This is a genomic window from Dermacoccus sp. CCH2-D9 (assembly GCF_001556795.1).
GTDB classification, from domain to species: Bacteria; Actinomycetota; Actinomycetes; order Actinomycetales; family Dermatophilaceae; genus Dermacoccus; species Dermacoccus nishinomiyaensis.
The window spans coordinates 54036-74527 of the sequence record NZ_LSJT01000096.1 but is presented as its reverse complement, the minus strand read 5'-3'; the positions used below and the strand labels follow the sequence as shown (position 1 = coordinate 74527).

Annotated in this window: 16 protein-coding genes, 1 tRNA gene, 1 other RNA gene and 1 pseudogene; 8 read left to right on the top strand and 11 right to left on the bottom strand. The window is 69.7% G+C overall.

All coding sequences use genetic code 11. The annotated features are described in order from the left end of the window. Window positions 1–99 precede the first annotated feature (99 nt). The gene (locus AX669_RS08560) at window positions 100–756 is read right to left on the bottom strand and encodes an MBL fold metallo-hydrolase (RefSeq protein ID WP_006944258.1); all 657 of its coding nucleotides are present in this window, start codon (window positions 754–756) and stop codon (window positions 100–102) included. A 187-nt stretch (window positions 757–943) separates the two neighbouring features. On the opposite strand from AX669_RS08560, the gene AX669_RS08555 reads away from it, so the two are divergent. After that, a complete protein-coding gene (locus AX669_RS08555; RefSeq protein WP_038568609.1) occupies window positions 944–2404 on the top strand; it encodes a GuaB1 family IMP dehydrogenase-related protein in 1461 nt (486 codons plus the stop codon). 54 nt (window positions 2405–2458) lie between these two features. Here the strand turns inward: AX669_RS08555 and AX669_RS08550 are convergent. Then, window positions 2459–3690, bottom strand: a pseudogene (locus AX669_RS08550) (MFS transporter). A gap of 108 nt (window positions 3691–3798) precedes the next feature. Here AX669_RS08550 and AX669_RS13680 point away from each other — a divergent pair. Further along, window positions 3799–3936: a hypothetical protein gene (locus tag AX669_RS13680; protein WP_006944181.1), complete on the top strand. Its 138-nt coding sequence runs from the start codon at window positions 3799–3801 to the stop codon at window positions 3934–3936. 92 nt (window positions 3937–4028) lie between these two features. Here the strand turns inward: AX669_RS13680 and rnpB are convergent. Then, window positions 4029–4399: RNase P RNA component class A (rnpB, locus tag AX669_RS08540), an RNA gene on the bottom strand. Window positions 4400–4547: 148 nt separating this feature from the next. Next, window positions 4548–6029 carry an RNB domain-containing ribonuclease gene (locus AX669_RS08535; protein ID WP_038568631.1) on the bottom strand — a complete coding sequence of 494 codons (1482 nt, stop codon included), beginning with the start codon at window positions 6027–6029 and terminating at the stop codon, window positions 4548–4550. A 137-nt stretch (window positions 6030–6166) separates the two neighbouring features. On the opposite strand from AX669_RS08535, the gene AX669_RS08530 reads away from it, so the two are divergent. Both AX669_RS08530 and AX669_RS08525 read left to right on the top strand, forming a co-directional pair. Further along, the gene (locus tag AX669_RS08530; protein WP_062257848.1) at window positions 6167–6913 is read left to right on the top strand and encodes a YaaA family protein; all 747 of its coding nucleotides are present in this window, start codon (window positions 6167–6169) and stop codon (window positions 6911–6913) included. Window positions 6914–6949: 36 nt separating this feature from the next. Next, entirely contained in the window at window positions 6950–8068 is a 1119-nt protein-coding gene (locus AX669_RS08525) for an SLC13 family permease (protein ID WP_062257821.1), read from the top strand. 67 nt (window positions 8069–8135) lie between these two features. On the opposite strand, the gene AX669_RS08520 is transcribed toward AX669_RS08525, so the two are convergent. The 7 genes from AX669_RS08520 to AX669_RS08490 form a co-directional block, all read right to left on the bottom strand. Next, on the bottom strand, window positions 8136–9335 hold the full coding sequence (locus AX669_RS08520) for an O-succinylhomoserine sulfhydrylase (protein ID WP_062257820.1): 1200 nt from the start codon (window positions 9333–9335) through the stop codon (window positions 8136–8138). A 127-nt stretch (window positions 9336–9462) separates the two neighbouring features. After that, complete coding sequence (locus AX669_RS08515; protein WP_062257818.1) at window positions 9463–10707, bottom strand: bifunctional RNase H/acid phosphatase; 1245 nt, start codon at window positions 10705–10707, stop codon at window positions 9463–9465. A gap of 96 nt (window positions 10708–10803) precedes the next feature. Further along, window positions 10804–11541: a zinc ribbon domain-containing protein gene (locus AX669_RS08510; protein WP_006944179.1), complete on the bottom strand. Its 738-nt coding sequence runs from the start codon at window positions 11539–11541 to the stop codon at window positions 10804–10806. Further along, entirely contained in the window at window positions 11538–12389 is an 852-nt protein-coding gene (locus tag AX669_RS08505; protein ID WP_006944158.1) for a Nif3-like dinuclear metal center hexameric protein, read from the bottom strand. The genes AX669_RS08510 and AX669_RS08505 overlap by 4 nt, the downstream gene beginning before the upstream one ends. 1 nt (window position 12390) lies before the next feature. Next, window positions 12391–12463: transfer RNA gene (locus AX669_RS08500), tRNA-Val, on the bottom strand. A gap of 103 nt (window positions 12464–12566) precedes the next feature. Further along, window positions 12567–13028, bottom strand: coding sequence for a peroxiredoxin (locus tag AX669_RS08495; protein WP_062257816.1), 462 nt, complete (start codon window positions 13026–13028; stop codon window positions 12567–12569). Window positions 13029–13062: 34 nt separating this feature from the next. Beyond that, window positions 13063–13482: a DUF3052 domain-containing protein gene (locus tag AX669_RS08490; protein ID WP_006944308.1), complete on the bottom strand. Its 420-nt coding sequence runs from the start codon at window positions 13480–13482 to the stop codon at window positions 13063–13065. A 299-nt stretch (window positions 13483–13781) separates the two neighbouring features. On the opposite strand from AX669_RS08490, the gene aceE reads away from it, so the two are divergent. From aceE to AX669_RS08470, 4 genes are all read left to right on the top strand, one after another. Next, on the top strand, window positions 13782–16544 hold the full coding sequence (gene aceE, locus AX669_RS08485) for a pyruvate dehydrogenase (acetyl-transferring), homodimeric type (protein ID WP_062257814.1): 2763 nt from the start codon (window positions 13782–13784) through the stop codon (window positions 16542–16544). Between the two features lie 307 nt (window positions 16545–16851). Then, window positions 16852–18150 (top strand): CdaR family transcriptional regulator, encoded by a 1299-nt coding sequence (locus tag AX669_RS08480; protein ID WP_074045599.1) that lies wholly within the window; start codon window positions 16852–16854, stop codon window positions 18148–18150. 84 nt (window positions 18151–18234) lie between these two features. Continuing rightward, on the top strand, window positions 18235–19413 hold the full coding sequence (locus AX669_RS08475; protein WP_062257810.1) for an acyltransferase domain-containing protein: 1179 nt from the start codon (window positions 18235–18237) through the stop codon (window positions 19411–19413). After that, entirely contained in the window at window positions 19410–20393 is a 984-nt protein-coding gene (locus AX669_RS08470) for a beta-ketoacyl-ACP synthase III (RefSeq protein ID WP_006944239.1), read from the top strand. The genes AX669_RS08475 and AX669_RS08470 overlap by 4 nt, the downstream gene beginning before the upstream one ends. Window positions 20394–20492: the final 99 nt, after the last annotated feature.

Here is a 20492-nt window from a genome sequence, read left to right as displayed (position 1 = left end):
AGCGGCTCCCATTCATTCAGCACGTGTCCGCACACGGCGTCATTGGCAGCACTGAAGCGGCCTGCCGCCGATCGCACCACCCGCGTCATCCCGGGCGGGTCAAGCGGACAATTCGACGCTGTCGCCGACGGGCACATCGATGACGTCGACGCCGCCGTCGCGGCCGAAGTCGGCGACGTGGTTCAGGAAGATGCCGCGCGCGGCGGGGGCGATGATCTGGTCGTGGATCGGCACGACGTGCTGCGGCGCGACCGCGCGGACGAAGGCAATGGTCTCCTTGACGGCCGACCACGGCGCGGCGAGCGGCACGCACAGAAGATCGATGTTCTCGGGGCGCCCCTCGAGCGAGTCACCGGGATGGAAGACGCGCGGCTCACCCGGCGCGCTCACGACGATGCCTACGTTGCCGACGCGCGGGATGTAGGGGTGGATCTCGGCGTGCGTCGAACCGACGCCCTCGAGCGTGACGCCCGCGACGTCGTACGTCTCGCCGGCCTTCGTCGCGGTGGCCTCGACGCCCTTGTCCGCGAGCAACTGTGCCGTCTGCGGCTCGGCGAACCACACCGCATCAGGGTTCTCGGCCCGCAGGCTGTCGATGGCGTCGGGGTCGAGATGGTCGGCGTGCTGGTGCGTGACGACGATCGCGTCGACGCCCTTGACGTCGTCGAACGAGCTGAACGTGCCGGGGTCGAACAGCACGCGAACGCCGCCGGCGTCGAGTTCGATACAGGAGTGACCGTGATGCGTGAGCTTCATGCCTCAACCGTAGGCCCGCCGCCGCCCCCGCGTCTGCTCGGGACGGTCGCGGCGGGCCGTGTGGCCAGCTGCCGGCCCCACACGACGCCGGGCAGGCATCCGTTCGGGCATTCGGGCGAAGGCCGCCTCGAACAAGAAAGACCCCGCAATTCCGCGGTTGTCGGCGCGTCAGCCTAGGGTGAGTGACGTGGAACTCATCACCGGAAAAACGGCCTACGACCTCACGTACAACGACGTCTTCATGGTGCCGTCGCGCTCGCGCGTCACGAGCCGTCTCGATGTCGACCTCACGACGAACGACGGGGTCGGCACGACGATCCCGCTCGTCGTCGCAAACATGACGGCGATCTCGGGTCGCCGCATGGCCGAGACGGTCGCCCGGCGCGGCGCGGTCGCCGTCCTGCCGCAGGACATTCCGATCGCAGCCGTTCAGGAGACCATCCGGCAAGTGAAGGCGAGCCACCCGACCTACGAGACGCCGGTGACGATCGCGCCGGACGCCCCCGTCAGCGACGTGCTCGCGCTGCTCGGCAAACGCGCACACCGCGTCGCCGTCGTCATCGGCGACGACCGCCGCCCCCTCGGCCTCGTGAGCGAGGCGCACTGTCTCGAGGTCGACCGCTTCAGCGTCATCGCCGACGTCATGACGCGCGACATCACGACCGTGGAATCCGGAGCCGACCTGCACGACACGTTCGACCTGCTCGAGCGTACGCACCGCGACATCGCCGTCGTCGTCGAGGCGGGCGGCGCCCTCGTCGGTGTCCTGACGAAACGCGGCATCCTGCGCTCCACGATCTACTCCCCCGCGCTCGACCCCGACGGCAAGCTGTCGATCGGCGTCGCCATCGGCATCAACGGTGACGTCGAGGGCAAGGCGACGACGATGCTCGAATCGGGTGCCGACGTCCTCGTCGTCGACACCGCCCACGGGCATCAGGAGAAGATGATCGACGCGCTCGGCGTCGTGCGGGCAGCCCGTGACGCTCACGAGACGTCCTCGGGGCGCCGCATCCCCATCGCGGCGGGCAACGTCGTCACTGCCGACGGTGCCCGTGACCTCGTCGAAGCGGGCGCCGATATCGTGAAGGTCGGCGTCGGGCCGGGAGCGATGTGCACGACCCGCATGATGACGGGTGTCGGGCGCCCGCAGTTCAGCGCGGTGCTCGAATGCGCAGCCGCCGCGCGCGAACTCGGCGCTCACGTCTGGGCTGACGGCGGCGTCAAGTATCCGCGTGACGTCGCGCTCGCCCTCGCGGCCGGGGGCGCGAGCGTCATGATCGGGTCGTGGTTCGCTGGCACCTGGGAGTCGCCCGGCGACCTCAACCGCGACGCCGACGGGCGCCTCTACAAGGAGTCGTTCGGCATGGCGTCGGCTCGTGCCGTGCGTGGCCGCACGTCATCGCAGGGTGCGTTCGAGCGTGCACGTTCGGCGCTGTTCGAGGAGGGCATCTCGTCCTCGCGCATGTACCTCGACCCGCAGCGGCCGGGTGTCGAAGACCTCATGGACTCGATCATCGCCGGCGTGCGCAGCTCGTTCACCTACGCGGGCGCAAAGACGATCGACGAGTTCCACGAACGTGCCCGCGTGGGTGTGCAGAGCGCCTCGGGCTACGACGAAGGGCGCCCGCGCCACACGAGTTGGTGACGGCGGAGCCTGCGCAGGCCGGCCTCACCCGGGCCGCATCGAGCACACGATGCGTCACCGGGATGGGGCGGGCTGGTCCGTCTGCGACGGTTCGAGGGTGAACTCGCGCATGCTGCGGATGAACAAGGGCACGACACTCGCGATGAGAAGGAAGCACGCGGCGACGGCAATGACCTGGCGGGCGCCGAACGTCTGGGCAAGGGGTGCGGCGAGCACCGAACCGAGCGGTAGCGCGACGAAGGACATGAGGATGTCCCAGGAATGCACGCGGCCCTGCAGCTCGCCGGGCACAGCCTGCTGAATGGCCGTCTCCCAATGCACGTCGTAGAAGAGCAGACCCGCGTATCCGACGGCGGCGAGCACCGCGATCGGCCACACCGAGTGAAAGACCGCGAAGCTGAAGGCCCACAACGGCATGAGCAGCAGCGGCGCCCACCCGCTGAAGAGCGGACGTCGCAGGTGGATGCGCGACCCGAGAGCTGCGCCGACAAACCCACCGAGCCCCTCGGCGGCGGCGACGATGCCGACGGCGTGGGCGCCACCCGCCTCTCTGGCGACGAGCAAGGGTGCCAGCACGAGGATCGCGCCGTTGCCGATGTGGTAGAAACCGGCCGCGAGCAAGCCGAAGAGCAGCCACGAGCGCGAGCGCACCGCGCGCCACCCGGCGACGAGTTGCTCGCCGAAGCTCTCATCCACTTCGGTGCCCTCGCCCGCTTCCGTGAGCTCGCTCGCCGTCGTGTCGACCTGACCCGCCCAGACGAGCACCGCCCCCAGGGAGACGACGAACGTCGCCGCGTTGACGGCGAAGCCGACTCCCGCGCCGGCGAACCCGACGACGGCTCCCCCGAGCACCGGGCCCAACATGAGCATGAGCTGACGCAGGCTCGTGATGGTCCCGTTCGTGCGCCGACGCGCCCCGCCGGCACCACGGCGCGCCGCCACGTCATGAACGCAGGCCCGTAGAACGCACCGGCAGCCGCGGTGACGAAGGCGCATCCGACGATGACCGGCGTCGACCATGCGCCGGCCCAGAAGCAGCAGGCGAGGACGAGCCCGCACGCTGCGCGCACCGCGTCCGAGGCGGCCATGACGATGCGTGGCTGCACCCGATCCGCCCAGACCCCACCGAACAACGTGAACACGAGGCGTGCCACCGTCGTCGCGGTGATGGCCGCGGCCATCTGCCCGGCGCTACCGCCCGCCACGACGATCGCCACGGGCAATGCCACCACCTGGAAGGCATCACCCAGCCAGCTGAGCACCTGCCCGGTGAGCACGGCCGTCATGCGTGTCGTCATCGCGCCAGTATCGTCGATGTGGGACGGGCGGTGAAGCAAACGGGGCACCCCTGGGGGTGGGAGCGCCCCGTGCGCTCACCGTGTACTTTTCAGGCCATGAACGAACGTCCTCGCGTCCAGATCCGTCCCGTCGGGGGCCTGCCCGGGTGTCTCGGCATGATCCTGTTCTCGGTCATCGCCTCGATCGTGCTCACGCTGCTGCTCAACATGTGCAGCAGCGCGGCGACGCACTGACGGCCCCACTATCGCGACAGGCAGGAAGGCGCCACTCCTGCCGGATGGCGCCTTCCCGCCTGCTGTTGCGGGCTGGCGCCCGCGATGTTCGGGGGATGAGTCGGCCTATAAGCCGGGTTGTGTTCCGCGCGCCATTGCTGGCATCGCTTCGGCGATCATCCATCTAGGCCCTGCATTGCTGCAGGGCTCGAGCGATCTACCCACATGCTCAGCGGGCCGCTTCGACGCATGCTGTCTGATCTTGCTCCGGGTGGGGTTTACCGAGCCGCCCCAGTCGCCTGGGGCGCTGGTGGTCTCTTGCACCACCGTTTCACCCTTGCCGCGCTCATGAGCGTGGCGGTCTGTTCTCTGTGGCACTTTCCCGCGGGTCGCCCCGGGTGGCTGTTAGCCATCACCCTGCCCTGTGGAGCCCGGACTTTCCTCGGCGAGAGCGAACTCTCGACGCGACCGCCCGGCCGACTCATCCGCGCGCAAGCTTACCTTTGCCTGCGGGTGCCGACGCATCCGACCGGCCCATGACGGGCGACGACCCAGCTGCGTCACATGATGCCGCCCGAGTCGGTCACGCCTGACGCACCCAGCACGATGTGACGCAGCGAGGCGTCAGTACCTCACGCGAGGGCGAACGTCAGCTTCCCCGTCGCGATGTCGGCGCCCGTCAACGTCACCTCACACGCCTCACCGAGCGCAGGGGCCGCAGCGTCACCGACCTTCACCGTCGCGACAACGGCGTGGTCGACGAGCTGGATCGTCGGCTCGCCCTTGCCGTGGCCGTGGTCTCCGTCCTCGACGACGAACGCCGCGAACGTCTCCCCGACGTCGGACGACAGCGCGGCCGCCTCGACGCGGTCGACGCACGCGCGGTCGATCTTGCGCGCCAGCGAGTCGGTGCGCTTCATGATCTCGGGCAGCTCGACGAGCGCCTCGCGCGCCCAAGCCGGTACCTCGCGTCCGTTGGAGACGGCCTCGCAGATGACGAGCCCGAAGCGGTCGACGAGCCGCCGCAGCGGCGCGGTGACGTGCGCGTACGGCGCCGCGACGGCGGCCTGCTCGGTGATCTCGGGCGTCGCGATGGCCGGGTTGTCGCGGTCGAACGGCGTGTACGCGGCACCGCGGAACAGCCCGACGGCCTCGTGGACGAGCGCGAGATGGTGCGGGTCATCACGATCGAGGGAGCGCAGGAACGCGCCGTACGTCTGGTCCTCGGCCCATGCCACGCCGAGCGCTTTCGCCTGCAGGCGGAACCGCGCGACGTCGCGCTCGTCGGCCTTCGGCATCGTGCGCAGGATGCCGATGCCGGCGTCGAGCATCATCCGCGCCGCCACCATGCCGGTCATGAGGGAAATCTGCGCGTTCCAGTCCTCGCTCGGTACGGGTGGGCGGAAGTGCACCTCGTAGTCGCCGGGGCTCGGCTCGCTCACCTCCTGCTCGGGCATCGGCAGCGACGCGCCACCACGCTCGATCTCCAGCTGCGCGCGTAACTCACCGATCTGACGCAGCAGCGCGAAGCGCTCGTCGACGGCGCCGCCCATCGCGCCCCCGCCGTCGACATTCCCCTGCACCTGCGTGTAGTCGAGCCGTTCGACGCTGCGGACCTGCGCGCGGTACAAACTCGCCGACGTCACCTCGCCGCGCGCGTCGAGATGCATGTCCCACACGAACGCCGAGCAGATCTGCCCCTCGAGCAGGCTCGCCGCACCTTCACTGAGTTCCTCGGGGTGCAACGGAATCCGCATGTCGGGCATGTAGATCGTCTGCCCGCGACGGCGCGTCTCGGCGTCGAGAGCGCCGCCGGGACGCACGTACAGCGGCACATCGGCGATGGCGTAGCGCACGTGGAAACCCTCGCCGTCACGCTCCAGGTGCATGGCCTGATCTAGGTCCATCGAACCGGCCGGGTCGATCGTGAAGAACGGCACGGACGTCTCGTCGCGCTCCGGTTTCTCGACGTGCGCGAGCGCGTCGAGAGCGTCGGCCACGGCGTCGGCCGGGTAGTCGGTGGCCAGCTCGTTCTCGGCGCGCAGGGCCTCGAACGAGCGCGCGAGCTCGCCGGAGGCGTCGGTGTTCTGCAGCAGGATGCGTGTGCTCGGCATGGCCCGAGCCTACGCGGCGAGCGCCTCGGCATGGCCCGTTCCACACCGGCACGCGACGCGGCTGCCCCCACCGCGCGCGAAGGCGAGCGACTCAGCGCCGGCGGGTGACCGAGCGCCTCGCGCACTACCCTGTGCCGGTGATCATCCTTCTGCCGCCGTCGGAGACCAAAGCGACGCGTGCCCGCGGTCGCGCCATGAACCTCGACTCGCTGAGCAACCCCGAACTGAACGACGCGCGCCGCAATGTCATCAACGCCCTGACGGCGGTGAGCGCTCGCCCCGACGCTGCGTCCGCCCTCAACGTCTCCCCCAACCTCACCGACGACATCGCCCGCAACACGCGCCTGACGACGGCACCCGCCCTGCCCGCGTCGGGCCTCTACACCGGCGTGCTCTACGACGCGCTCGATCTCGCCTCGCTCACCGGGGCGGACAAGACACGTGCCGGGCGGCGCGTCGTCATCTCCTCCGCCCTGTACGGAGCCGTGCGTCTGCGCGATGCGGTCGCTCCATACCGGCTGTCGATGGCCGTCAACCTGCCGGGCATCGGCCCGCTCGCGAGCTTCTGGAAGCCACTGCTCGACGCGCCCTTGACCGAGGCCGCCGGGCGCGGCCTCGTCATCGACTGTCGATCATCGACGTACGCCGCGTCGTGGGCGCCATCCGGCGACCTTGCGAAACGCTGGGTGCACATCCGGGTGCCCGGGGCGACTCACATGGCGAAGCACACGCGTGGCCTCGTCACGCGCGCCCTCGTCACCGACCCGCGTGACCCGCGCACGCCGGCAGCCCTCGCCGAGCAGCTCGCCGAGACGTTCGACGTCGCCCTCACCGCGCCCAAGAGCGCGACGAAACCGTGGATCCTCGACGCCACGGCCCGATGACGACTGCCCACACCAGGTGCACGACGCGGTGTTCTCATGCATGAAGCGCTCGACTTGCTCGCCCGGGTGCCGGGCGTTCTCGCGTTTCTTCTGGCGCTGACGATCGTCGCCGAATGCTGCTCCGCCGCAGGCGTCTTCGACGACCTGGCCCGGCGTCTCGTCACTGTGGGGCGCGGTCACGTGCCCGCGACGTGGCTGCTGTTCCTGCTCACCACCGGCGTCGTCACCGCCCTGCTCGGCCTCGACACGACTGCCGTGCTCATGACGAGCGCGGCCATCGTCGTCGCGCGTCGACTGCGGGCGCCGGTCGCGATGTTCGCCTTCCCGACGCTGTGGCTCGCGAACATGGCCTCGCTGTGGTTGCCCGTCTCCAATCTCACCAACCTGCTGGCGCGCGGGCACCTGGACACCACGAGCAGCCTCGGCTTCCTCGCGCTGGCGTGGCCCGTCGCACTGACGACGACGCTCGTGCCGCTCCTGTGCGCCGCCGTCATCTGGCGCCCCGCATTCCGGTCATTCGACGGGCACGATCGCCCTGGGCGGCGGTCACCGTGCACCACGGCGCCCGATGACACATCGGCGTCAGCACCACTGCCGCAGCAAAGATCCGCGCGTCGAAGCGTCGCCGTCATCACCCTGCTCATGTGCGCGGCGATCCTCGTCGTCGAACCGTGGATGACGGCCGGCGTCGCGGCGCTGTGCTGCGTCCTCGCTCTCGCACTGCTCACCCCTGAGCGTCTCCGCGAGATCACCCTGCCGTGGCGCAGCCTGCTCATCACGACGGCCCTGTTCGTCGCCGTCGCGGTGCTGCATGGGTCCGGCGCGCTCGACCCGCTCGTCCGGACGCTCGACGACGCGCCCGCCTGGGCCCTCACGCTCAGTGGCGCGGGCCTCGCCAACGCGACGAACAACCTGCCCGCCTACCTCGCCCTCGAACCCGCCGCCCACGACGCGACGCGTGTGCTCGCCCTGCTCATCGGCGTCAACGTCGCAAGTGGGCTGACGTGGTGGGGGTCGGTGGCGACGCTGCTGTGGCGCGAGCGCCTGCGCCGCGAGGGCGTCACCGTGTCCTGGCGCCGTCACCTGCTGCTCACCGGATCGACGACGTTCATCACGACCGCCGCGGCTCTTGCCGTCCTCGCCCTGACGCGATGAGCTACTGGCCCGTAGCTGCTTGACCTGCTGGCCCCAAAAGCATGACGCATGGCGCCGGCGACCCCCGTCAGCCGAGAGCGACCTGCAGCGCCTGACGGACGTCGTCGACCAGATCACCCGCATCCTCGAGCCCGACCGACAGGCGCAGTGTGCCGTCCGTGATGCCGATCGCGGCCCGCGCGTCGGCACCCATCCGACGATGCGTCGTCGTCGCGGGGTGGGTGATCATCGACTTGGAATCGCCGAGATTGTTGGAGATGTCGACGATGCGCAGCGCGTTCATCAGGGCAAATGCCTCCGCCTTGTCACCGTCGATCTGGAACGTCACGACCGAGCCGCCACCGCTCATCTGACGTTTCGCGAGCTCGTGCTGCGGGTGCGAGACGAGGAACGGATGCACGACACGTGACACCTTCGGATGTGCCTCGAGCACCTCGGCCAGCGTCAGCGCTGTCGCCGCCTGCGCCTCGACGCGTAGCCGCAGCGTCTCCAGGCCCTTGAGCAGCACCCACGCGTTGAACGCCGACATCGTCGGGCCGGTGTGGCGCACGAGGTTCTGCACCGGCCCGTCGATGAACTCGCGCCTGCCGAGGATGGCGCCACCGAGCACGCGGCCCTGCCCGTCGATGTGCTTGGTCGCGGAGTAGACGACGACGTCGGCGCCGTGGTCGAGCGGCCGGCTGAACACGGGCGTGCCGAAGACGTTGTCGACGACGACCTGCGCCCCGGCCGCATGGGCGAGGTCGCTGACGGCGCGCATGTCGACGAGTTCCTGCATCGGGTTGCTCGGCGACTCGAAGAACACCGCCGTCGTCGGCTGCGACAGCGCCTGGCGCCACTGCTCGAGGTCAGGCCCGTCGACGAAGACCGTCTCGACGCCCCAGCGCGGCAGGATCTCGTCGAGGATGACGAAGCACGAGCCGAACAACCCGCGTGAGGCGACGACGCGGTCGCCCGCCCCGAGCAGCGCGGCCAGGGCCGTGAACACCGCCGACATGCCGGATGCCGTCGCCGTGCACGCCTCGGCTCCCTCGAGAGCGGCGAGCCGCTTCTGCAGCATCGCCGTTGTCGGGTTGCCGTATCGGCTGTAGACGAACCGGTCGCTCTCACCCGAGAACGCGGCCTCGGCGGCCTCGGCGGAGTCGTAGACGAACCCCGACGTCAGGTACAGCGCCTCCGCCGTCTCCTCGAAACCGCTGCGCGCGAGGCCGCTGCGCACCGCGAGGGTGTCGGGTCGCCAGTCTTCTTGCCCGCGCTGAATATCCATAACCCCAACTTATGGATCTTCTGCGCCGCTCGCCACACAGGATGGATGATCGTCCGCGCACCGGACGACCCGCCTTGGACGCCGGCGCACGCCCCTTGACGCCTGCATCGGAGGCTCTGAGGCTCTGTCAGCCCCGCAGGTGATGCGTGTCGTTCGTGAACGCGACCTGCGCGTTGCCGTCGCGCCACACCTCGATGCCGGTCAGCGACGCCGGGGCCGCAGCAACGCGCCACGCGCCGTCCATGCTCAGATCGAGCACCTTGGCGAGCACCGACATGATGACGATGCGGTGCGTCACGATGATGACGACACCGCCGCGTTCCACCGCCCGCCCGAGGGCTGCAGCGACGCGCTCGTCGAGCTCGTCGCGCGTCTCGCCGCCCGGCGCGCGGTGAGTCGGTTCGTGACGCAGCTTCGACAGTCCCGCCGCGTCCTTGGCGCGGATCTCCTTGAACGACAACCCGTCCCACTCGCCGAAGGCCTGCTCGTCCCAGTCGGCGTCGACCCGCGGCGTCACCCCGAGACGTTCGGCGATCAGCGTGCCCGTCTCGACCCCACGGGCGAGCGACGACGTCACGACGTGCACGTCGCTGTCACCGATGAGCCCGTCGAGCGCGCCCGCGACGCGGCGTGCCTGATCGCGACCCTCGGCGCTGAGCGACGGGTCCGCGCCACCGCGACCGTCGAGCAGCCCCCTCGTCGTGAAGTCGGTGACGCCGTGGCGCACGAGGACGATGCGCGTCGGCCGTCCGAGATCCGCCGGCCCCCTCGGCTTCTCGTCGGGCTCAACGACGGCCTCGCCGCCCACTTCGCCCCCACCGTTCGGGTCGCCCGCACCCACGCCCGCGCTAATGGCGCCGTCCACGTCAGCACCAGCACCGTCAGTGCGCTCGCCACCACCACCCTGCGACGCGCGCTCGACGTCGTCACCCCATGTGTCGCGTCGCACGGTGACGCCGTCCATGCCGTCGTTGGACAGCTTGTCGGCGTCCTTGTTCTTGGCACGCGGGATCCACTCGTACGTGACGGCGCCGCCCGCGCTCGAGATCTCCGCCGCGAGCGCCTGGGCCTCGGCGGCGAGGCGTTTCATGTCCTCATGCTTGATCTTCCAGCGGCCCGACATCTGCTCGACGACGAGCTTCGAGTCCATCCGCACCGTCACGGCAGCGCCCGGGGCATGATCGACGACGGCCCGCAGCCCCTCGATGAGGCCGGTGTACTCGGCGACGTTGTTCGACTCCTTGCCGAGCGGCGCGGCGCGTTCGGCGAGCAGCGCATCGGTGTCCGCGTCGCGCACGAGGCTGCCGTACCCGGCGACGCCGGGGTTGCCGCGCGAACCGCCGTCAGCTTCGACGATGAGACGTCGCGTCATGATGAATCTCCTTCGCCCACAGGCATTTCGGACGACGAACAGCGCCCGGCGCCGTCACCGCGAGGCGACGCGCCGAGCGCTGTACTCTCTGCCCGGTCAGAGGTCGGATTCGGCCGTGCGCACGAGGATGCGTCCGCACTCGTCGCAGTAGACGACCTGGTCGGCGGCGCTCGAGCGAATGCGCTGCAGATCCGAGTGGTTGAGTTCGAGGCCGCAACCGAGGCAGCGACGACCGTGCAGCGCCGCCGCGGCGACACCGCTGCGGGCCCGGATGCCGTCGTATTCCGCGAGCAGGTCGGCGGCGAACGACGGGGCCATGTCGTCGCGCTTGCGCTGCACCTCGGCGCGCTCGGTCTCGAGCTCCTTGGCTGCCTCGCCCATCTCCGCCTTGAGCTGCTTGACCTTGGCCTCGGCCTCGTCGGCGACCGTCGTGAACGCCGTCAACCGCTCGCGCAGGCCCTCGGCGCGCTCCATGATCTCGAGCTCGGCGTCCTCGAGAACGACCTGACGGCGAGCGAGCGTGTCCGTCTCGTGCTGCAGCGCCTGCAGATCCTTCGCGCTGCCCTCACCCGAGGCGAGGCGCTTCTCGTTGCGGGCCATGCGGTCGCGCACCTGCTGCACGTCGGCCTCGCTGCGCGCGATCTCACGCTCGACGTCCATGACGGCCGTCTGCGCGAGAATCATCTCCTCCGTCGCGGTGTCCGCCTTCTTCGTCAGCTCCGCGAGCTCCTTCGCCTGTGGCAGGTTCGCGAGACGGTGATCGATCTGGTCGAGGCGGGTGTCGAGCTTCTGCAGGTCGAGCAGCCTCCACTGCTGCTGAAGTTCTGCCTTCACTGCATCTCTCCTTCATTCGTGGGCACGAGGAAATTCCAGGGGTCGGTGCACGTCGTCGAGACGTGCACCTCGATGTCGCCGCCGCTCTCGCGCACGGCCTTCACGAGACGCTCGCAGGCGTGCTGCAGCCACAACCATTCGGTAGCCCAGTGTCCGGCGTCGACGAGGAACATCGGCGCCGCCGGGTCGTCCTCCTCGCGCGCCTCGATGGCGGGATGATGACGCAGGTCGGCGGTGACGTAGACGTCCGCCCCCGCGCGTCGTGCCGCGCCGAACTCGCCGTCACCGGCGCCGCCGAGCACCGCGACGCGCTGGACGCTCGCCTCGGCCTCTCCGCTGACGCGCAGGCCGACGGGGGCGGGTGGTAGCGCCGCGGCGAGGCGTTCGCAGAAGGCGCGCAGCGTCATGCTCTGAGGCAGGTCACCGACGCGGCCCAGCGGCTGCCCCTCGCTCTCGACCAGGGGTTCGACGTCCTGCAGGCCGCATGCGGCCGCGAGCGCGTCGTTGACGCCGGGTGTGGCCACGTCGGCGTTCGTGTGCGCCGCGTACAGGGCGATGTCGCCGACGACGAGCGCTGTCACCGCGCGCCCCTTGCCTGACGTCGTCGCGACCGACTTGACCCCGCGCATGAGCAGCGGGTGATGCGTGACGAGCAGGTCGTAACCGCCGGTGACGGCTTCGTCGATGACGCTCATCGCCGGGTCGACGGCGAACAGGACACGTTCGATCGGCTGCTCCGGGTCGCCGGTGACGAGGCCGACGGCATCCCACGACTGAGCCGTCGACGGCGGGTAGAAGCCGTCGAGGATTCGCGTGACGTCCGCGAGGGTCGTGGTGGAGTTGTTCATGTGGGCCCCGCCGGGATCGAACCGACGACCGACGCGGTGTAAACGCGTTGCTCTACCAGCTGAGCTAGAGGCCCTGAGCGCGCGCCGAGACGGCGCGGATGCAGCTGAATCCTACCCGCCGCGTGGCCACGTCGAGTTCGGCGTCATCGAGGGGCGGCGCCACGACGCCGCGCCGCGTCACAGGTTCTCGGCCACCTCGAGGGCGGGCGAGAAGTCGCGCGCCTCGCCGGGGCCGTTGATGAGCGACCAGAGCACCGTCATCGACGCGTCGACGAGGAAGGTGCCGCGCGCGGCGAACCCGCGCTCGTCGTCGAAGACGCCGTAGGCGCGCGCGATCGCGCCGTGCGGCCAGAAGTCGCTGAGCAGTGGGAAGTCGAAGCCCTCGGCGTCCGCCCACGCGCGCTGCGTGAACATCGCATCGCAGCTGATGCCGACGACCTGCATCGCGTCACCGTCGTAGCGGGGCAGGTTGTCGCGGATGTGGCACAGCTCCCCCGTGCAGATGCCGGAGAACGCGAAGGGGTAGAAGACGAGCAGCGTCGGGCGCTCGGCGACGAGGCCGGACAATGTCACGTCCTCACCGAACTGGTTCCTGAGCGTGAAATCGGGCGCCGCAGCACCCACCTCGAGACCGCTCATGTCACTCCCTCTTCGTCTCGTGCGGCGGCCGCGCTCAGCGCTGCTTCGCCGCGCCACCCTGGACGAGCTTCGTGCCGATCCAGTCGTCGCCGACCTTGAAGGTCGAGCTGGCCTTGAGACCGGCGGTCGTCGCAGCTTCCTGCACGTCCGCGGCGTCGATCGCAAGATCCGAGCCGGCCTTCGGCGTCATGAGGAGGACGAACCCCTTGTCCTCCAGCGTGGCGAGCGCGTCGACGACGTCGTCGGTGAGGTCGCCGTCGCCGTCACGGAACCACACGAGGACGGAGTCGACGACGCCGTCGTACGTCTCGTCCTCGATCTCGGAGCCGACGATCTCCTCAATGGCTTCGCGCCACGACTCGTCGACGTCGTCGTCCCAACCGATCTCCATGACGATGTCGTCCGCGGAGAAGCCGATCTTGGCCGCCGGATGTGCCCCTGCGGTCTGGTTCACGTGCTGTGCTCACTTTCTGTTCTGGACGCTGCGACCACGCCGGGTGGATGCAGCCTTGTTCGAAGGGTAGTCCACAAGGTTGTCTCGCGCATTGCAAGAAGGCGCCCTCATGACGACCGTCTCGTGGGCCCGGTCGCCCTGGCCTGATGAGCCTCGAAACCCCTCGTCCTGCCCGCCAAACCGAGTACCCACGAGTAACCCCGTCCCGGTTTCGCGCAGGGTGCTCACGGGGGGCAGGATGGGAGCATGTGGCGCGTGCCAGGTAGCGCCGACGCAGTGGACGAGAGGACGTGACCTAAGTGTCGCTTGAGGAAGCCGGCCCGATCCTGAATGGCATTCCCAGTCAGTTGCCGGACATCGATCCCGACGAGACGCAGGAGTGGCTCGACTCGCTCGACGGCCTCGTCGACGAAGCCGGACGCAACCGTGCCCGCTACGTCATGCTCAAGCTGCTGGAGCGCGCCCGCGAGCAGCAGATCGGCGTGCCGTCGCTGACGGCGACCGACTACATCAACACGATCGGCCCCGAGGCCGAGCCGTGGTTCCCCGGCGATGAGGAGATGGAGCGCAAGTACCGCGCCTGGATCCGCTGGAACGCCGCCGTCATGGTGCACCGCGCGCAACGCCCCGACATCGGCGTCGGCGGCCACATCTCGACGTACGCCTCCGCCGCGACGCTCTACGAGGTCGGCTTCAACCACTTCTTCCGCGGCAAGGACCACCCGAGCGGCGGTGACCAGGTCTTCATCCAGGGCCACGCCTCCCCCGGCATCTACTCGCGCGCCTACCTCGAGGGCCGCCTGACCGAGGAGCAGCTCGACGGCTTCCGTCAGGAGAAGAGCCACTTCATCGACGGTGAGTCCGCCGGCCTGCCGAGCTACCCGCACCCGCGCAACATGCCGGAGTTCTGGGAGTTCCCGACCGTCTCCATGGGCATCGGCCCGATGAACGCCATCTACCAGGCGATGGTCAACCGCTACCTCAACGACCGCGGCCTCAAGGACACATCCGACCAGCACGTCTGGGCCTTCCTCGGTGACGGCGAGATGGACGAGGTCGAGTCGCGTGGCGCCCTGCAGTGGGCCGCCAACGAGGGCCTCGACAACCTCACGTTCGTCGTCAACTGCAACCTGCAGCGTCTCGACGGCCCCGTGCGCGGCAACGGCAAGATCGTGCAGGAGCTCGAGGCATTCTTCCGCGGCGCCGGCTGGAACGTCATCAAGGTGCTGTGGGGCCGCGGCTGGGATCCGCTGCTCGCCCAGGATCGTGACGGTGCGCTCGTCAACATCATGAACAAGACGCGTGACGGCGACTACCAGACGATCCGCGCCAATGACGGTGCCTACGTCCGCGAGTACTTCTTCGGCCAGGACCCGCGCACGGCGAAGATGGTCGAGAACTGGTCCGACGACGACCTGTGGTGGAAGCTCAAGCGAGGTGGCCACGACTACCGCAAGGTGTACGCCGCCTACAAGGCTGCGATGGAGCACACGGGCCAGCCGACGGTCATCCTCGCGCACACCATCAAGGGCTACAGCCTCGGCACGCACTTCGCGGGCCGCAACGCGACGCACCAGATGAAGAAGATGACGCTCGAGGACCTCAAGCAGTTCCGCGACTCGCTCGACATCCCGATCAGCGACGAGCAGCTCGAGAAGGACCCGTACCGTCCGCCGTACTACCACCCCGGCAACGACGACCCGGCGATCAAGTACCTGCTCGAGCGTCGCGCGAAGCTCGGCGGTGGGCTGCCGTCGCGCAAGGGCCGCAGCTCGCAGCTGCCGTTGCCCGGTGACGAGGCGTACAAGATCGCGAAGAAGGGCTCCGGCAAGCAGGAGGTCGCGACGACGATGGCGTTCGTCCGCATCCTCAAGGAGCTGATGCGCGACAAGGAGTTCGGCAAGCACATCGTGCCGATCATCCCCGACGAGGCGCGCACGTTCGGCATGGACGCGTTCTTCCCGACGGCGAAGATCTACAACCCGCACGGGCAGCACTACCGCTCCGTCGACGCAGAGCTCATGCTCGCGTACAAGGAGAGCCCGCAGGGCCAGCTGTTGCACCTCGGCATCAACGAGGCCGGCTCCGTCGCGGCGTTCACCGCCGTCGGCGCCGCGTACGAGACGAACGACATCCCGATGGTGCCGGTCTACGTCTTCTACTCGATGTTCGGCTTCCAGCGCACCGGTGACTCGATCTGGGCGGCCGCCGACCAGATGGCCAAGGGTTTCCTCATCGGCGCCACCGCGGGCCGTACGACGCTGACGGGTGAGGGTCTGCAGCACGCCGACGGTCACAGCCACGTGCTCGCCGCGACGAACCCCGCCATCCGCTCCTACGACCCGGCCTACGGCTACGAGATCGCGCACATCGTGCAGGACGGCCTGGAGAAGATGTACGGCGAGAACGCCGAGAACGTCATCTACTACCTGACCGTCTACAACGAGCCGATCGTGCAGCCGGCCGAGCCCGAGAACGTCGACGTCGAAGGCATCAAGCGCGGCATCTACAAGCTCAAGGACGGCTCGTTCGACGGCCTCGGCGACGACGCGCGCCGCGTGCAGCTGCTCGCCTCCGGCGTCGGAGTCGCCTGGGCCCTCGAGGCACAGGAACTACTCAAGGAGGACTGGGGCGTCGTCGCCGACGTCTGGTCCGTGACGTCGTGGAACGAATTGCGCCGCGACGGCCTCGAGGCCGACGAGCACAACTTCCTCCACCCCGAGGACGAGCGCCGCGAGCCGTTCATCACGTCGCGCCTCAAGGACGCACCCGGTCCCGTCATCGCGACGAGCGACTCGATGCGCCAGGTGCACGACCAGATCCGCCAGTACGTGCCCGGCGAATTCCACTCGCTGGGCGCCGACGGATTCGGCTTCTCCGACACGCGAGCTGCAGCACGACGCTTCCTCCACATCGACGGCCCGTCGATGGCGGTGCGCGCCCTGCAGTCGCTCGCCGACCGCGGCGAACTCGACCCGTCGATCCCGCGTCAGGCAGCCGAGAAGTACGAGCTGCTCAACGTCAAGGCCGGCACCTCCGGCAACGCCGGCGGAGAAGCCTGACGGGCAATGCGAACAGCGACGGGCAGAACTGGGCGACGGTTCTGCCCGTCGGGCTTCTGCGCCAAATGGTGCGCGGAGAAGCCTGACGATTCCCTCGCGGCGTCTTCCATCGGTCCGGAGTCGCAAGCTCCCCCGGCCCGAGGTGCGACACCGCCACGGGGGCGCGCCCACGTCCCCTGCATCGCACGTTGGCCGTGCGCACTCACCGTCCGTGAGTGCGCACGGCTTCGTGCTTTCCGGGGTCGGTCGGCCGACCGGTGTCGTTGCTACTCGTGGGTTCCCACAAGGCTCGGTTACGGTGACGGGCATGGCGGAACCCAGGGTGCCCTCGCGTGAATCTCTGACGGCGATGCGGCGCGGCGTCGGGGCGATGTCGACGTCGGCGGCGGCGCGCGTCGAAGCCGACCACGCCTGGTTCGCCGCGCTCAGCGCCGAGGATCGCAGCTGGATCGGCGTCATCGCGCACGGCGGCATCACGTCGTTCCTGTCGTGGCTCGAGAACCCGCACGTCGAAGGCGCCGGCGCCATCGACGTGTTCGCCGACGCACCACGCGAACTGACGCGCAGCATCAGCCTCGAACAGACCCTCGACCTGCTGCGCACCGTCATCGAGATCGTCGAGGACGAAGCACCCGCCCTCGCGCGAGCCGACGAACGCGCGGCCGTGCGCGAAGCCGTCCTGCGCTACTCCCGTGAGGTCGCGTTCGGCGCCGCCCACGTCTACGCGCGCGCCGCAGAATCGCGCGGCGCGTGGGATGCACGCCTCGAGTCGCTCGTCGTCGACGCCGTCGTGCGCGGCGAACCCGACGAGACGCTCGGCTCCCGCGTCAATGCCCTCGGCTGGGCCGAGGTGCGCGGCGTCACCGTCGTCGTCGGCGCGAGCCCCCTCGGCAGCCAGACGAGCGTCGTCGACCCACTACGACGCGCCGCGCGTCATGCCGGGCTCGAGATCCTCGTCTCCGTCGAAGGACGGCGGATGATCGCCGTCGTTGGCGGGCTCGACGCGGCCACCCTCGCGACGCCACGCAGCGGCACATCGTCAGGCAATGCAGCAAGCACGTCGTCTCAGGCCGCCCCGCACGCCGACCCGCTCGCCGCGGCGCGACTGCTCGCCGACCACTTCGGCGACGGCCCCCTCGTGTGCGGGCCCCGCGTGCCGCACCTCTATGCGGCGGGCCGCTCAGCACGGGACGCGCTGCGCGGCTACGACGCCGCGCCGGCGGCCACCTCCTGCCCCCGCCCGGTGCACAGCGACGACCTGCTCGCCGCACGCGCCGTCTCCGGTGACGACAAGGCACGCCGCGCGCTCGCCGCACGGGTGACGGCCGCGCTCCAGCCCGATTCGGTCATGCGCGAGACGGCGCGCGCCTACATCCGTCTAGGCTCGCTGGAGGCCACGGCGCGCGAGTTGTTCGTCCATGCGAACACCGTGCGCTACCGCCTGGGGCGCACCCACGACCTCACCGGTTACGACCTCACCTGCCCCGAGGACGCCTTCGCCATCCGACTGGGCCTCATGTACGCCGACCTCGACGCAGCTCGGTCCCGCCCGCGCACCCGGCCGGACGCCTCCCGCGCCGCACGGGAGCAACCCAGCCAGGTGTGATTGGAGGTTTCCTACAAATCACACCGGCGAAGTTCGTCGGCCCGCTCGTCGCCTCGCCCACCACCTCCAGGGCAGGGTTGAGGGGTGCTAGCGATCGTGTGCCCCGGACAGGGCTCTCAGACCCCCGGTTTCCTCCGCCCTTGGCTCGAGCTGCCAGAGTTTCACTCCCGCATGGCGTGGCTGTCGGCCTGCGCCGGGATGGATCTCGTCCACCTCGGCACCGAGGGTGACGCGGAGACCATCAAGGACACCGCCGTCGCACAGCCCCTCATCGTCGGGAGCGGCCTCGTCTCGATGCTCGCGCTGTTCGCCCACCCCGTCGACGGATTCCGTTCCGTCGGTGTCGGCGCGGGCCACAGCGTCGGTGAGATCACTGCCGCGGCGTCGGCCGGCGTCCTGAGCGCCGAGCAGGCCATGGTCTTCGTCCGCGAGCGCGGTGCGGGCATGGCGCAGGCGTCGGCCGTCACGCCGACCGGCATGGCCGCCGTCGTCGGCGGCGAGGCGAAGGACGTCGTCAGCCACCTCGAAGCCCTCGGCCTCACGCCGGCCAACATGAACGGTTCCGGTCAGATCGTCGCGGCCGGCACCCTCGAGCAGATCGAGCGGCTCAAGGCCGAGCCGCCGGCGAAGGCACGCGTGATCCCGCTCCAGGTCGCGGGTGCCTTCCACACCGAGCACATGACGCCGGCCGTGGAGCGGCTCAGTGTCTTCGCGCGGGCCATCTCGACGCACGACCCTCGCATCCCCCTCGTGTCGAACAAGGACGGGCTCGTCGTCCACGACGGCACGCGGGTGCTGCGCCGCCTCGTCAGCCAGGTGAGCAACCCGGTGCGCTGGGATCTGACGATGGAGACGTTCAAGGCGATGGGCGTGACGGGCCTCATCGAGGTGCCGCCGGCCGGCACCCTGACGGGCCTCGCCAAGCGTGCGCTGCCTGGTGTCGAGACCCTGGCGCTCAAGACCCCCGACGACCTCGACGCGGCGCACCGCATGGTGCGCGAGCACGGCCAGGTCGACACCGATCTCGAACCCGCGTGGCGACTCGTCATCGCGCCGGCCAAGGGGACGATCGAGCGCGCGCCCCTCGACGAGGGCGACACCATCACCCCCGGCGAGACGATCGGACAGGTCGTCACGGCGCGCGACGCGTACAACGTCGTCGCGCCGCACGGCGGGCGCATCATCGAGTGGCTCGTCAGTGAGGGCGACCCTGTCTCTCCCGGCCAGCCCCTCGTGCGTCTTCACCCGAAGGAGGCGCAGTGAAGGCCCTCGCGCAGCGCACCGGCGCGCAGTACACCCGCATCCTCGGTTTCGGCGGTTACCGCCCGCAGCGGCTCGTGCCGAACAGCGAGATCGTCGAGGCCATCGACTCCTCCGACGAGTGGATCCAGGAGCGCTCCGGTGTCCGCACGCGTCATTTCGCGCGCGACGACGAGACGATGCTCGACATGGCCGAGTCGGCGGCGCGCGACGCGATCGCACGCTCCGGTGTCGACCCGGCGACGATCGACGGCGTCATCCTCGGCTCGGTCACGCACGACATGTTCACGCCCGCCGCCGCGCCGATGCTCGCGGATCGACTGGGGCTGGACTCCCCCGTCGCGTTCGACCTGTCCGCCGCCTGCGCCGGGTACTGTCACGGCATCGGTGTCGCCTCCGACCTCGTGCGGGCCGGTAGCGCGAGCACTGTCCTCGTCCTCGGCGCCGAGCGCCTGACGTCCGTGCTCGATCCGAGCGACCGCGGCACCGCCTTCATCTTCGGTGACGGCGCGGGCGCGGCGATCGTCGGCGCGAGCGACCACGTCGGCATCGGCCCGACGATCTGGGGCAGTGACGGCGCGGCGTGGGAGGCAATCCGCCCCAACGTGCTCGAGGACGGCTCGCCCGGCCCGACCATCACGATGCAAGGTCAGAGCGTCTTCCGCTGGGCGGTGTGGAGCATGGCTCCCGTCGCGCTGCGCGCCATCGACGCCGCGGGCCTGAGCGTCGACGACATCGACGTGTTCATTCCGCATCAGGCGAACGTCCGCATCATCGACGCCATGGCCAAGCAGATGAAGCTGCCCGAACGCGTCGTCATCGCGCGCGACATCGTCGACACGGCCAACACGTCCGCCGCGTCGGTGCCGCTGGCCGCCGAACGACTCGTGCGCGAGGGGCAGGCCAAGAGCGGCGATCTCGCGCTGCAGATCGGTTTCGGCGCGGGCCTCGCCTACGCGGCGCAGGTCGTCGAGATCCCCTGAGCCGCACCGCGACTCAGCATTCAGCTCCCGCGCCTCGGCGGGCCATCCGGGGCAAGGAAAGAACCGCAGACGGAGTCGATCGACGAACGGTCGACGTCA